Source organism: Okeania sp. SIO1H4 (assembly GCF_010672695.1).
GTDB classification, from domain to species: Bacteria; Cyanobacteriota; Cyanobacteriia; order Cyanobacteriales; family Microcoleaceae; genus Okeania; species Okeania hirsuta.
Genome location: NZ_JAAHGB010000007.1, coordinates 191867 through 207714, shown reverse-complemented (window position 1 = coordinate 207714; position 15848 = coordinate 191867). Strand labels below are relative to the sequence as shown.

Annotated in this window: 9 protein-coding genes and 1 pseudogene; 9 read left to right on the top strand and 1 reads right to left on the bottom strand. The window is 33.4% G+C overall.

Annotation, left to right across the window (positions count from 1 at the left end; genetic code table 11):
* Positions 1 to 39 precede the first annotated feature (39 nt).
* The 4 genes and pseudogenes from F6K06_RS08370 (at position 40) to F6K06_RS08355 (ending at position 7813) form a co-directional block, all read left to right on the top strand.
* Complete coding sequence (locus F6K06_RS08370; RefSeq protein WP_287241239.1) at positions 40 to 4428, top strand: response regulator; 4389 nt, start codon at positions 40 to 42, stop codon at positions 4426 to 4428.
* Positions 4429 to 4859: 431 nt separating this feature from the next.
* Positions 4860 to 5249 (top strand): annotated as a pseudogene (gene rplU, locus F6K06_RS08365) (50S ribosomal protein L21); the annotation flags it as partial.
* 163 nt (positions 5250 to 5412) lie between these two features.
* Complete coding sequence (gene rpmA / locus F6K06_RS08360) at positions 5413 to 5700, top strand: 50S ribosomal protein L27 (protein WP_124143459.1); 288 nt, start codon at positions 5413 to 5415, stop codon at positions 5698 to 5700.
* Between the two features lie 544 nt (positions 5701 to 6244).
* On the top strand, positions 6245 to 7813 hold the full coding sequence (locus F6K06_RS08355) for a TAXI family TRAP transporter solute-binding subunit (RefSeq protein ID WP_287241236.1): 1569 nt from the start codon (positions 6245 to 6247) through the stop codon (positions 7811 to 7813).
* A gap of 566 nt (positions 7814 to 8379) precedes the next feature.
* On the opposite strand, the gene F6K06_RS08350 is transcribed toward F6K06_RS08355, so the two are convergent.
* The gene (locus F6K06_RS08350) at positions 8380 to 9057 is read right to left on the bottom strand and encodes a glycoside hydrolase family 108 protein (RefSeq protein ID WP_287241233.1); all 678 of its coding nucleotides are present in this window, start codon (positions 9055 to 9057) and stop codon (positions 8380 to 8382) included.
* Positions 9058 to 10761: 1704 nt separating this feature from the next.
* Between F6K06_RS08350 and F6K06_RS08345 the strand changes: the two genes are divergently transcribed.
* The 5 genes from F6K06_RS08345 (at position 10762) to F6K06_RS08325 (ending at position 15461) form a co-directional block, all read left to right on the top strand.
* Positions 10762 to 12924, top strand: coding sequence for a tetratricopeptide repeat protein (locus tag F6K06_RS08345; protein WP_287241231.1), 2163 nt, complete (start codon positions 10762 to 10764; stop codon positions 12922 to 12924).
* A 43-nt stretch (positions 12925 to 12967) separates the two neighbouring features.
* Positions 12968 to 13117, top strand: coding sequence for a hypothetical protein (locus F6K06_RS08340; protein WP_161564354.1), 150 nt, complete (start codon positions 12968 to 12970; stop codon positions 13115 to 13117).
* Positions 13118 to 13503: 386 nt separating this feature from the next.
* Positions 13504 to 14685, top strand: coding sequence for a cyclic nucleotide-gated ion channel (locus F6K06_RS08335; RefSeq protein ID WP_240038787.1), 1182 nt, complete (start codon positions 13504 to 13506; stop codon positions 14683 to 14685).
* 45 nt (positions 14686 to 14730) lie between these two features.
* Complete coding sequence (locus F6K06_RS08330) at positions 14731 to 14859, top strand: hypothetical protein (protein ID WP_275670286.1); 129 nt, start codon at positions 14731 to 14733, stop codon at positions 14857 to 14859.
* Positions 14860 to 14861: 2 nt separating this feature from the next.
* Positions 14862 to 15461, top strand: coding sequence for a tRNA-(ms[2]io[6]A)-hydroxylase (locus F6K06_RS08325; protein WP_124143455.1), 600 nt, complete (start codon positions 14862 to 14864; stop codon positions 15459 to 15461).
* Positions 15462 to 15848: the final 387 nt, after the last annotated feature.

Genomic DNA, 15848 nt, shown 5'->3' with positions numbered 1-15848 from the left:
TTGAAAAAATATCCCGTTGAATCCAGAACTATAAAAAATATGCAAACAGAACAAACACAAAAAATTATGGGCTATTTTATTGAGGAGGCAAAAGACCACTTCAATACTATAGAACATGGAATATTAAACTTACCAAATACTATAGCAGATCGAGAACTATTAAACGAATTATTTAGAGCGGCTCATTCTGTTAAAGGTGGGGCTGCTATGTTAGAAATTAATAGTGTACGAAATATTGCTCATAGATTAGAAGATAGTTTTAAAATCCTGAGAGAAACTTCCATTAAAGTAGATAATAAATTAGAATCTTTATATTTAAGTGTTTTAGATACTTTACAAGATTTATTAGAACAACTTTCCAACTCTGGTTTAACAGAAAAGGAAGAAAAAACTCAACTAGAAAAATTAGAGCCTGTATTTCAAGAGTTAGAGGAACATCTAGATGATTTAGCAGGAGAAACTCATGGAATAACTATAGGAAAAATACCAGAATTAAATGTTGACAAACAAAGTTTCTTCATGGCAGAAGTCTCAGAAAAAATGCGAGAAATGTTGCTTTTATTCAAGCAAAATGATGATGCCAGTACAAGGAATAAATTGAAAAATATATGTGATTTTTTAGCAGGTCAGGGCAGACAAGAACATGTGTCATCAAATTGGTTGAAATTAATAGAGGCGATTAAAAAAGCTATCGCTAACACGGAAAATACATACTATACTCTTGCTCATAACATAATTAAAAATTTGAAACAAGCTGAAGAATTAATTAGAGATAATCGAGAGCAAGAAATATTGATAGATGAAAAATTAAAAGCTTTAACTAAAAACGCAGAATATATCAACAAAAATATAGGTGAAATAGATATGTTAAATGAAACAAAAAATCAACAGAACCAAACTAATATTAATGAGAGAATAAACAACAAAAATGATATATTAACTCAAAAAAAAGAGTCTATAAATGACTGGTTTAATAGCTTAGAAGCTAGGGATATAGATAATAATAACTATGACTTAATAGGAGATCAACAAGAAGTAAGGCAAGGACCAGAAGTTGGAGTAACAGAACTAAATAGTTTAGCAGATTTATTTGAAGGAGAAACACCAGAACTAGACTCTAGTTGGGAAGAAGAAGAAATACTAGATAAAGGTAATGTGGAAGGAGGGGAGTTAAAAATATCTGAAATTGAGAGGGATGATTCTAGTGATTTGTCTGACTTATTATTTGATGTTAATGAAGTTGTACAATCATCCAAAATTAAAAATCATAATGAATCTAATTTTTTAACTCCAGTAGAGGAAGATTTGTCAGATTTGTTTAATAACACTAAAGAAAATACACTACAAAAAAAAAGTAATGTTAACAAGCAAAATACTAACTTACAACTAGATAATAGTGAAGCAAAACATACAGAATATTTGGATGACCTATTCAATGCTATAAATCAGGGAGATTTAACAGAGTTAGAAGATATAAAAAACTCTGAAAATGACAGGGATTTACAAGTGGATTTACCCAAAAATAATCTGCAAAAAAATATCAAATCAATTTCTAAAAAAATAAACCAAAAATATCAGGTAGATGAAGATTTTAGTGATTTATTGGGAATCCAAGATGAAGGGAAAAAAATTAAAAATGATGTAAAAGTAGAAAATAATCAAAGCCAAATTCAAACCAAAAATGATTTAAACTCAAAAGTAGCCGATTTAGAAGCACTGTTTGAAGATTTAGACACAGTAAATGAACAACAAGAAAATCAAATAGAATCAGATGATTTGACATCCAGTTTTTCCAAAGGATTTGATCGAGAAGATGTAGATTTGTCAGACTCACAAAAATCAATCAATGTGGAGCAGATAAACTGGGAAGATGATAACAATGATTTGAATAGTTTATTCGACGATCCAAACCTAGATTTTATTAACTTAGATTCTAATGAATCATTAGATAATTTAATTGAGAGCGATAATGAACCTCAAGAAAATTCAGAAATTTCAGTAAATATAGAAGATTTGTGGCCTACCGTAGAAAACCATGAAACTGTAGATGAAACGGTAGACTTAAATAAGTTGTTAGAAGATGTAGTGAGTGAAACAACTTCTCTAGAGTCAGAAAAAAATCAACAATTAACAGCTAAAAATCAAATAGAATCAGAAGAATATGAATTTATTGAATTAGAAGCAATACTAAATGGAGAAAAACTAGATAATTATAATATTTTTGTACAACTAGAAAAACTATTAAATGGTACAGAAATTAATTCAAAACTCAAATCAAATATAGCAGTTGTAGAAAAAACTCCTCCTATCCATGAAGCTGCCAGTATCACAAAAAAACTACCAGAAGAAGATCCCTTTAGTGACCTAGATAAATTATTAGAAACTCCTAATATAGATACTTATAAATCTAGTGGGGTTTCTACTGCTAATACTCCTCGCCGAAATAGACGCCCTCCAGAACAAACAGTCAAAGTACCTGCAAAGCAACTAGATAATCTCAGTAACTTAGTAGGTGAACTAGTAGTCAATCGTAATAGTTTAGAACAAGGTCAAGAACGAATGCGCCAGTTTCTAGATAACCTGCTCCATCAGGTAATGCTACTCAGTGATGCTGGACAACGAATGCACGACTTGTATGAAAAAACACTTTTAGAAAGAGCAATTTGGGACAATCGTCAAGGACATCATTCTACTACGACAATGCCCGAAAGTACGGTGGTAAAAGTAGCACAAAAAGGGTTTAAAGACTCTCTCGATCTTGACCGGGTGGAAAACTTCACCCCTTTCCATTTATTGGCTCAGGAAACCATAGAATATATAGTCCGAGTACGAGAGTCTTCTTCTGACATTGAATTTCTGGTTGATGACGCAGAACAAGTAACCCGTCAGCTACGACAAGTGACAACTCAATTACAAGAAGGGTTAACTAGGTCGAGAATGATACCCTTTTCTCAGACGGTACAACTATTACCTCGTGCGGTGCGAGACATTTCAATGGAATGTGGCAAAGAGGTGAGTTTACAGGTAGAAGGGAAAGAGACCTTAATTGATAAAATGATTCAGGATAAGCTTTCTGACCCAATGAAGCATCTAATTAATAATGCCATAACTCATGGAGTTGAAACACCTCAACAACGTCTAGCAGCAGGTAAGTCTCGTCAAGGTAAAATCACAATTCGTGCTTTTCACCAAGGTAATCAAACGGTGATTTCGGTGGCAGATAATGGAGCGGGAATTAATGCCGAAAAAGTCAAGAAGAAAGCGATAGAAAAAGGTCTAATTACTCAACAACAAGCTAAAGGGATGTCTAACATTGATGTTTATGATTTGCTCTTTCATCCGGGTTTTAGTACAAAAGATAAGGCTGATAATTTTTCAGGTCGTGGAGTTGGGTTAGATGTGGTGAAAACTAATTTAACCGAAATTCGAGGTACTATTTCTATTGACTCTACTATTGGTAAGGGTACAATATTTACAATTCGCTTACCTCTGACTTTGAGTATCTCAAAAGCATTATGTTGTATTAGCGATCGCTCTTGGATTGCTTTTCCGATGGATGGGGTAGAGGATATGATTAAAGTGTCTAAGGAGGAAGTTAAAGCAGAAGAAAATGGGCAATACTATATAGAATGGCGTGGATCAAAGTTGCCTTTCCGTCACTTACGAGAGCTGCTTGTTTATAATCGTCATCTCCGTCGCGGTAATGTGTATGGTATTAATGCCGAGGAAGATATGATTTCAATTGTTGTTTTGCGCTCTGCTTCTGCTGGCATATTTTTGGCGGTGCAAGTCGATCAAGTTTTAGAACAACAGAAGGAAATTGTAATTAAACAATTAGAGGGTCCGATACCTAAACCTATCGGTATTGCTGGAGCAACAGTTTTAGGGGATGGTAATATTGTCGCGATCGCGGATGTCATTGAATTAATTAACTTAGCAACAGGAAGACTACGTCGAGATGAGGGTAATATGTGGTCATCTAGCGAAGAAGATGAGGCATCTTTACCTGTACAGCAAAAGAGTGAGTTAACAGTATTAATTGTTGATGACTCAATTACAGTTCGTGAATTGTTATCAATGACGTTTAGTAAAGCTGGTTATCGAGTTGAACAAGCAAGGGATGGTAAGGATGCCTGGGAAAAAATGCGTGCAGGTTTACCGTGTGATTTGGTATTTTGTGATATTGAAATGCCTCGGATGGATGGTTTCGAGTTATTATCTCGGATGCAAAAAGATTCTCATTTGAATACTTTACCTGTGGCGATGTTGACATCTCGTGGAGCAAAAAAACACATGGAAATGGCATTTGAGTTGGGTGCAAAGGGTTACTTTACCAAACCATATATCGAAGATAAGCTATTAGAAGGGGCGGTTAGTATACTAGAAGGTAAAGCTGTTGGAGATATATTGAGCGGTGGTGGTTATTGATTTTAACATGGGAGGCAACAGGCAACAGGGGGACCAACCCCTAACCCCTCCCAGGAGGAGAATATCGAGAAAGATTTGACAATGGCGCATCGGTTGGGACATTTTTTTATACCGAACCCGAGGGAATTTGATATAATATCAAATCTGTTTGCTTCGGAGTAATATAGTTCCGTAGATCATTATACAATTTGTAGGGGCGTTAACGTAGTTATGCGCTAGCTAATAGCCATTAGCCGCTACTTGACAAAAATTACGTTTGTCAGAGATAATTGGAGATTGTGTGTCTAAATCCTGCTCGGACCAGGTTCAGACATAATAAAAGCTGGTAAATAAATCAAGGCATTTGCCCATTTTAACTAACTACAATACCACTTTCAGGTATTAGCGTTAGAACCAGCTACCTGTACGGCAAACCTATCAACACAAATTTAATGAGTTACGCAATTATTGAAACAGGTGGAAAACAACTGAGGGTAGAAGCAGGTCGCTTTTACGATATTGACCTTCTACAAGCAGCGGAGGGGGATCAAGTTTCTCTGGATAATGTGCTTCTAGTTCAACATGAGGGAGATGTTCATATTGGTCAACCCCTTGTAAAAGGCGCTCTTGTGGAAGGCACTGTGATGAGGCACTTGCGGGGCAAAAAAATTATTGTCTACAAAATGCGGCCTAAAAAGAAAACTCGGAAAAAAAGGGGACATCGCCAAGAACTTACTCGTCTAATGATTGACTCCATAAGTATTAATGGCAAAATATTAGCAGCAGGAGAATCTCAAACTTCAGCGACAACAGTAACTTCAGAAGCAAGTGAAACTGTTACAGAAACGGCAACTGAAGCTACAGAAATTCCAGAGTCAGTAGAAACTGTTAGCGAGGAAGTTTCCGAGACTACGGCAGAAGTTGAAACTGTATCTGAAGAAAAATCAGAAAATCAGGCAGAATAAGTAAAGAAGTTATTATACATAATAAAATTTGGAGGAAATCATGGCTCATAAGAAAGGTACTGGTAGTACTCGTAACGGTCGCGACTCTAATTCCCAGAGATTAGGTGTTAAACGTTTTGGCGGTCAAGTTGTTAAAGCGGGTAATATTCTTGTCAGGCAACGTGGTAGTAAATTCCATGCAGGCAATAATGTTGGTGTGGGTACTGACTATACTTTATTTGCTTTAATTGAGGGTGTGGTGACTTTTGAAAGAAAAGGTAAAAGTCGGAAAAAAGTGAGCGTTTATCCAGTAACTCAAGAAGCTAATGTCGCAATTGCTGAAGCTTAAATAGTTTGGATAAGTGTCAAGTCATACCCACGCATCGGCGACACTATTTTTAAGGGGTTGCACATTATGGAATGATATTGCCAAAAATTAGTTTAGACTTTGACTAAAAATAACCATTAATTAATCATTCTGGCAATTGATTAATCCACAATCCAATTCAATCAAAAATCTCAAATCATTCGTCGCTGTGCAACGCCATTTTTAAAGTAGGACTTTACATCCTACTTTTTTTTCGTCTATTTAGCAAAATTCAATAAATCTTTGTGGGTACGTTCTATGGATCATCCTATTTGATACCAGTGGAAGGAAAGGTTAGGATATATTAAAAGCTTAAAACTCAGACAACGCAAGATTTTTTGGTTCTTCCTTTTTCCTTTTTCCTTCTATTGAGCCAAAAACAAGATATTTTTAGACCGATAATTCTAAGTGGGCATGATACAATTACAGTTGGATTAAAAAATTAGTAGTCGCGCATATTAATAGTTAAGTATAAATCATCGCATTATTCTAGGCATAAAATTTTTCCTTTTAAGGAGATCAAAAATTGCATATATTTACGAAATTATCAACTGCTATATATCCTCATCGCAAACTACCTAGTAAATTAATCGGAATAGGAGGTATATTTTTATGGGCGATCGCATTAACGAGTTGCACTACTCAACGCCACAGTCTAACCCTTTCTACTGGTGCTAATGGAGGTGCTTATGAAAACATAGGCAGGCAAATAGTAATTTCAGCTCGTGAAGTAGGGAAAATAACCGTCCATGATAATTATGATTCCTACGGTTCGCAACAAAACCTCAAACGTCTACTCAATGGAGAAACAGACCTTGCTCTAGTTCAACTAGATGTTGCCAGTGAAGCAATGAAAATGGGCAAAGTCCAAACAATAGCTGTTCTTGCCCATGAATATTTACATCTAATTACACAATCTGACTCACAAATCAATACTTTTACCGACCTTGACGGAAAGCGAGTCGTTTTTGGCGCTCCGGAAAGCGGTATTTACTTCACTGCTAGACGACTATTTAGTGCCACAAATCTAAACATTATTGAAGCGGATATTGATATCAGAGAAGGATTGGATAAACTGAAACAGAAAGAAATAGATGCTTTCGTCTATGTTGGTCCGGTGGGAAGCAGTAAAAAAATTCAAGCAGAGTTAGCAACACCTCCCTTGCTCAGGTTAGTTCCGATATCAACTGCCTTTATTAACTACTTAACTATTCAATTTCCAGCATCATATCAAAGTGCAACCATGCCGAAAGGTAGTTATATTCCTCTACCACCAATACCTAAGGAAGATTTACCTACCATTTCTACTGCTGCTGCTTTAGTAACTCGTCCTGATGTCAGCAAAGAAAAAATTGCTCTTTTAACTTGGTCAATTATCTCATCTTCTCGACAATACTCATTATTTTACCCAGAACTTGCTAACGGAAATGCTCGCTCTTTATTACAGAGTGGATTGGTATATCTTCATCCTGGTTCTCAGCAAGCATTTGAGCAAGGCGACCCCAGACAAGTTTGGATGCGCTATTTAGAGGAAAACCAAGATTTACAGGCAGGTATAATTATTGTTATATCTACAGGTATCATCGGATTTTTATTGCGAATGTGGCGTCATAAACAGTGTCTCAATATGATTAAAAATAGCCGTTTAGCTCTCAGTGAGATTAGTTTAAATTTAGAAGAAAATCCAATTCAAGCTCTTAAAGAAGTAGAAGAATTAAGGCACCAACATAGGTCAATGTTGATTGAAGGAGATTTACCTAAAGAAGCTTATGAAAAGTTAGAAGAAATGACAAAGGTGTTTGTAGAAGAATGCCGAATTTTGCAAGAAAAACAAAATCAGAAAGATATTCAGAATACCATAGCATTAATTGATGAATGGCAATCTATGTCGGAAGTATGCCCAGAAGAAGTTAAGGATAAGCTGGAAAATTTAGAAAATAAGTATCGAGAAATGTTATTATCACGTCAAATTGATATTCAGACTTTCATTCATCTGACTCAGCTTATTAGTCATTATGTCAAATTAAATAATAATAATAGTGGTAATGGTAATAATACTACTCATCATCATGTTCCTGTTTCCTTAAATTCATAATTTTAATTTTTCAGGTAAAAAATACAGATAAATTTGATAATTTTAATTTTTTTACTGATGGAATTATATCATGTCTGGTTAAATATTTGGTAAGCATTCAGCAGTAAGCTATTAGCTATCAGCTATTGATGATCAGAGGTTGTAAAAGCAATTGATAAATTTGGATACAATTAAAACTTACTGTCAAATTACGCTTCTTTAAGCTTATAAGGAATTATTCATTATTTGCTGATAGCTGACTGCTAAGAGCTGAATTCTCTTACAATACTTGTAAATAAGCGAGTAGGGAGTAGGGAGAATAAAGAGATTTGCTATCTATAGACAGTTGGGTTTTTTTTCATAACTAATTATCTGGACATGATATTAGATAATAGGAAGTTGGAATTTGAGTTCCCTGTAACTTACACTCTTTTAAATTAATATAAACTTCTCGAATTGCACATATTTAATCATATCATGTCTGTTTGTATTGCTTGTGTAAACCCAAGGGTGAATATCTACAGAAAATTGAAGTTTTTTTCTTGCTCAATAACCTTCTTCCTTCTTCCTTCTTCCCTATTCCTTCTTCAACGATCTTTGAGCTTTTCTACATAGCCCCACAAACTATAATCACGAGCCAACCAACCATGAAAAAAAGCCATCTGACTTGAATCTTCCTGCACTCTTTTATAACGATAAATAATTCTTTCATTAATCATTTGAAGAGCTGTATTTCGATTATTACCTTCTGCTAATGCTGACTTAGTAACAGCATCAAATATACCTGTTTGTGGTAATCCTAAAGCTTGTTGGAGAAAAGTTACTGAGTTATTAATACCAAAATTAACTGCAGTATCAAACATAACTACAGCTAGAGCAGGATGCATTGTAGCTGACTTACTATTATCCCAATAACCTTGATAAATTTCCATCAGTTCGGTATCAGACATTTGTGCAACATCTAAGGTTGGTAAACCACGTCTTCGCCTATAGGAATTATATTCAGTTTGCAAAATTCCTTTATAAGTTCGACCACCTTTATCTGCTGGATGATTACTAAATCCACCTTCAAAATATAGAGTAAAAGCTAGAGCTGTTTCAAATAATTTTTCTTCATATTTTTGTTCTGTTTGTGCTTGAGCAGGAATTTTATTATCGATAAAAATCGGGATTCCTACTGTCAAAATTAATGAAATAATTCCCAAAATTATTTGAGATTTAAATTTAATTTTTGCTTGAAGTTTATGCAAATTTTTTCCAATCATTGAATTTTTCCTTATTTAATATTAAATACCAAAATTAATACTACATTTATTATCAGCTTTAGGGCTGAAAGTTGAGGGAAATAGTCAAAGAGCAAGTTGATATGAAATACAAGTAATTATGCTATTTATGACTTTTCCTCTCTCCCCATCTTTATATCTCTTGATCAATTTCTATTTCATATTAGTTATCGCAGTACGCATTCAGATTAGCAAAGCTAAGAAATTTCCAAACATTACAGTTAAAAGTTTGACTATAGCTGAATGCTGAATGCTGATAACTATATCAAAATTAATGAAGTAATTCCCAGAATTATTTGAGATTTAAATTTAATTTTTGGTGGAAGTTGATGTGATTTTTTTCCAATCATTGAAATTTTCCTTATTTAATATTAAATACCAAAATTAATACTACATTTGTTATCAGCTTTAGGACTGAAAGTTGAGGAAAATAGTAAAATAGCAAGTTGACATGAAAGACAAGTAATTATACTATTTATGACTTTCCCTATCTCCCCATCTCTCTATCTCTTGATAAATTGATAGTCCTGCATAGTAATGGTATACAAAGAAAAGGGATACTTGTCACGGGAGCAAGATTCTCCCACTGTTCTCGTAACAAAAACAATGCAATGCACGACCATTACAATGCACCACTACCGATAAATTATCTGTAGCAAATATTAACCTATTTCATGTTAGTTATAGGACTACGCATTAAGATTAGTATAGCTAAGAAACTTCAAAACATTACAGTTAAAAGTTTTAATTATAGCTGATAGCTGACCGCTGAATGCTTACATTTTTGGTTGAAGTTGACGCAAATATTTTCCAATCATTGAAATTTTCCTTATTTAATATTAAATACCAAAATTAATACTACATTTATTATCAGCTTTAGGACTGAAAGTTGAGTAAAATAGCAAGTTGACATGAAATACAAGTAATTATGCTATTTCTGACTTTCCTTATCTACCCATCTCTCTATCTCTTGATAAATTATCTGTAGTAAAGATTAACCTATTTAATATTAGTTATAGTACTACGCATTCAGATTGGGATAGCTAAGAAACTTCAAAACATTACAGTTAAAAAATTTGATTATAGCTATTATAGCTAATAGCTGATAGCTGTTTGCGGAGCATTCCGCAGGAAATACTTAATAGTTATATCAAATTTAATGAAATAATCACCAAAATTATTTGAGGTTTAAATTTAATTTTTGGTGGAAGTTGATGCAAATTTTTTCCAATCATTGAAATCTTTCTGATTTAATATTAAATGCCAAAATTAATACTATATTTATTATCAGCTTTAGGGCTGAAAGTTGAGGGAAATAGTAAAAGATCAAGTTGATATGAAATACAAGTAATTATGCTATTTATGACTTTCCCTATCTCCCCATCTCTCTATCTCTTGATAAATTATCTGTAGCAAACATTAACCTATTTCATATTAGTTATAGTACTACGCATTCAGATTAGGAAATCTAAGAAACTTCAAAACATTAAACTTAAAAACTTTGACTATAGCTGATAGCTGATAGCTGAATACTTATAGCTATATCAAATATTTTTACCCAAAACTAAACATAGGATAACTCAAATATTGCACCTTAGAGGAAAGACCTATATTCTCTCGTCCTACTCAGGTACAAAATATGATAAATTTTAACCTTTAATTAGATAGCATAGACTTTTTTTTCCAATGAATATTTCTTCAAGTCTTCCCCATTCACAAACTCCAAATTCTGAGGCATTAACAGCACAAGCAGAACTTTATTATGCCCAGGGACATTTATCAGAGGCGATCGCTTGTTGTCGCCAGTCTTTAAATATAGAACCGAATTGGGCGTCTACTTATGTAACCCTAGCAAATATTATCCAAGCCCAAGGTAAAATTTCGGAAGCAATTAATCTATATTATCGGGCCATAGAACTTAATCCTGAGTTATCCCAGGCTCATGTTAACCTGGGCAGTATGTTTTTTCGTCAGGGAAAGCTGGATAAGGCGATCGCTTATTACAGGAAGGCGATTCAATTACGACCAGATATGGCCGTTGCTTATTGGAATTTGGCCAAAGTTTGGCAGCAACTGGGCAAGTTAGACGAAGCGATCGCCTCAGAAGAAAAAGCTTTAAAATTAAATCCTAATTTGGGTGGGTTTGAGGTTAATTTAAGTCAGGGATATAAGTTAGCTGAAGAGGGAAAGTTAGATGAAGCTATTGATAGTTGGCAAAAGGCAATTACACTCAATCCAAATTTAGCAGAAGCTTATAGTCAAATTGGCATAATTTTTAGAAGTCAAGGTAAGTTTTCTGAGGCTATTAAATATCTGAAAAAAGCGATTGAAGTTCAGCCTAATTATGCTACAGCACATCAACATTTATGTGGCATTCTTCGGGATGGTAATAATTATGTAGTTGCCAGGGAAGCAGTCACTAACTATTATCAGGAATGTGGGGAAATAGATCCGATTATGACTGGGATATATTTGATTAGCACTTATCAAATATCTGGCTTAAATGAAATTGCTAAAGATAGATTTTTTGACCTTGAAGCTAAATTGAAAGAGGATATGACTATTGTTAAAAAGGTAGTCGATATAAAAGCTTTATATGGAAATTTTATTTTTAGTGTTCCTTATTTAAGAGATGATATTCAAGCCAACTCTGACCTCTACAAATCGGTATCGAAAGTTTATAGACAATTTGTCCTCAAACCTCAAAATAATCATTTTTATACTCCTGTTAATTTTGACAATAATCATCTATTAAAAATTGGCTTTATCTCTAGTCATTTTAATCGACATTCTGTCGGTTGGTGTAGCCTTGATATTATTCGAGAGTTAGGAAAATTAAATACAGAAATATATTTATATCCAACAGAACGTCTCAAAACAGATGACCAAACTAAAAAATTTAGCCAAGCTGTTACTAAACTATATGTACCGAAAAAATATCCCCACGGAAGCGTCGATCTCCGAGAAATTATTACAGAAATTCAGCAAGATAAAATAGATATATTGATAGATTTAGATTCTTTGAGTTTACCAATTAATACACAAATTTTAAATAATAAACCTGCACCAATTTGTATATCTTGGTTAGGATTTGATGCTCCTTATATATCTGAGAATAATTATTTTCTATGCGATTTATATACCCACCCCCAAGACCGAGATAAATACTATATAGAAAAATTAGTAAGGATGCCAAATTCATTTGTAGCAACTTCTGGTTTTCAAAGAATAGAAACAAATAGAGCTAATTTAAGAAAGTCTCAGAGGATAGGTTTAGACCAAATTGTTTATCTTTGTTTAGCACCAGGAAGAAAATTTAACCGAGATTTAGTCAAAGCACAAATTGCTATCTTGAAGCAAGTTCCTAATAGTATTTTAATTCATAAAGCATTAGGAGATATAGAAGTATTTCAATCTGCTTATCATCAAGGTTGTAAAGCTGAAGGTGTAAGTATTCATCGCATTAAATTTATAGAAATATTTCCTACAGAAGAGGAACATAGAAGCATCTATTCTTTAGCAGATATTATGCTTGATTCTTATCCTTATAATGGTGGTACTCATACCTTAGAAGCTTTATGGTTTAATTTACCAGTTGTTACTCTTGCCGGAGAGCAATTTTTATCTAGAATGGGTTATTCTTTTTTACAAAATTTAGATATTAAATTCGGCGTAGCATGGTCATGGAATGAATATATTGATTGGGGTGTAAAACTAGGTCAAAATCCTCATTTACGTCAGGAATTAGTCGATAAATTAGTTAAATCTAAAGAGCAAGAAAATTTAGCGCCATTATGGAACCCGAAAAAATTTGCTCAAGATATGTATAATACCATCGGAAAATTATAATACTTATTCCATTTTTGGATATAAAAAAAGTCAATGAAAATAGTTGAAGAAGGAAGAAGGAAGAAGGAAGAAGGAAGAAGGAAGAAGGAAGAAGTGGATGGGGACTCAAACCCCAACCAATTGTCAACATCGTGTAGACGGTGGGGTATTAAACCCAAATGAAAAAGATAAAAAATTATTTTATTCTAGTTAATTAAAATCCCCAGCAACATAAAAATTTGGTAGCTAGCAATTGGTAGCGAGTTTGATGCCTCTAACGTATGATTCTCTTATGTCTATTGCCTTCTTCACTAATTAATTTTACTCTATAAAATAATGGGTTTGTTATACCAATTCACTTAAAAAGTGTCACAAATAGTTGGTAACTGATGAAGTCAAATAATAAGCTGAAATGCTTACGCTGAAATTACTGTATAGTAGAGATTTTAACTACCTAAAATATCAATTCTGACTTTAAGTGAAATGGTACTAGAACTTATGTGGATAATAAACCTTAGACAGGGAAATATTTTTCCCACTGTTGCCTGTTACCTGTTTCCTGTTCCTTGTTCCCTCCTATAATTACTCAAGAAAAATAAAGTGAAAATTCCCACACTTCATCCCGATAGTAAATTTATTAGATTCTGGCAAGTATTAATTGTATCCATTACTCTTTATAATGCTTTCATAATCCCATTTAGAATTGCTTTTAAAAATAGATTTGATGGTCTCTGGATTATATTAGATCTTATAGGAGATGTAATTTTAATTATTGATATGTTTATTCGATTTCATATTGGCTACTTTGAGTACGGAGAATATATTCAAGACAAAAAAAATATCGCTCAACATTATCGAGATCGACTCTTTTCAAGGCATTTAGTAGCTAGTATTCCCGGAGATTTAATTGCCAGAATAATTGTACCAAACTCACTATTTATTATTGCTTTATTGAGATTCCCTCGTTTATTACGACTACCCCAATTTTCTCTAATTTTTAACAGGAGGGAAACTAATATAAATATTAACCCTACTTTGATTAAAATGTGTAAATTAGTCATACTAATTATTTTAATTACTCATTGGGTAGCTTGTATCTGGTTTATGATTGGCAGTTGGGAATCTAATGCTGAAAATTCTTGGTTGATTAGTAATTATCTACAATCAGCAAGTATAAGAACTCAATATATTAATTCCCTTTATTGGGCAATTACAACTCTGACTACTGTAGGATATGGAGATATTACTCCCACTACTGAAATTGAAATAATATTTACTTTGGTAGTCATGTTCTTAGGAATATCTATGTATGTCTATATTATTGGCAATGTATCTTCATTAATTTCTAAACTAGATGCTACAAAAGTCAGATATAGAGAAAAGTTAGGACAAATTCAAACATATATGCGGGAAAACAAAATCCCATCTGACTTACAACAAAAAATTAGAGATTACTATCAATATAGATGGATTGAAAATCACGATATTAGAGATTACCACATACTCGAAGAATTACCAGAACCTTTAAGAATGAAATTAGCATTAGAACTGCACAAAGAAGTAATTGAAAAAGTGCCTATTTTTCGAGGAGCAACTACAGATTTTTTTGAAGAAATAGTAATGGCTTTAAAGCCTGAAATATTACCACCTAATGAATATATAGTTCGAGAAGGAAATTGGGGTTATGAAATGCACTTTATTAAACGTGGTTTAGTACAAGCATTCTCAGAAAAAACTGGTATTATATACAGGAATATGGGTGCATGTAAATTTTTTGGATAAATTGCTCTAGTATATGAACAACGACGTACTTCATCAATCATCACATTGACTTACTGTGAATTATTTATTTTAGAAAAAGATGACTTGAAAAAAGTGTTAGAAAATTATCCAGACCTTGCAGCTAATCTTAAAAAAACAGCAAAAGAACGTTATGAAAATGAACACAAGGAATAAATATGCAACTAACAAAAACACCAACCATTAAATATATTAAACAACCAACTTCACAAGCTTGGATAGAACAAGCGATCGCCAATCTAGACACTATATTATTAGACCATTCTCACTGTGAACGAAAAGCAGCAGGAGTAGCTTTAAATTTAATGTTTCGCTATCCTTCAAGTACGAAACTTATCAAAAAATTAACGGCTATTGCCAGAGAAGAATTAGAACATTTTGAGCAAGTAAACCAATGGTTAGAACGCCGTAATATTCCATTAGCTCCTCTAAATTCTCCTCCTTATGGAGCAGCTTTAAATAGTAAAGTGCGACGGAATGAACCTGAAAGAATGTTAGATTTATTATTAGTTTACTGTTTAATTGAAGCTCGAAGTCACGAACGTTTAGGATTACTTGCAGATTACTGTCCAGAACCAGAGTTAGCAAAATTTTATCGTAGTTTAATGGCATCTGAAGCCAGACATTATGGAATATATTGGATTTTAGCCACAACTTATTTTGAACAAGAAAAAGTAGAGGAAAGATTAGAGGAATTAGCAATATTTGAAAGTGAAATTCTGAGCAATTTACATCCCGAACCACGCATTCATAGTTAACTAGCTATCAGCTTTTAGCTCTCAGCTCTCAGCTCTTATGATGGGGTTTATATGAATATAGACTTTAAAGGGTGAACGGCCGTTAGCTTCGCATAACTATCGTGAACGCACCTACAGAGGTAGGGAAGTAGTAAACATCAGAGTAATACACACCTACTGGCTAATAATCTCTCAAAAAATTATTGAATTTTACTAATTACTTAATCATTAAAGTCTGGCATAAATATAGTATTATTTTTGAGAAATGGTATTAAATATTAGGTGGCGTGGTAATTTATTTTTTACTTTTTTAAACCAAGATTACTAATGTGTATCTTGATAATTTATATCATGTCCGAACGCAATTGTTTGTGTAAACCTAAGGGTGAATATCTACAGGAAATTTAG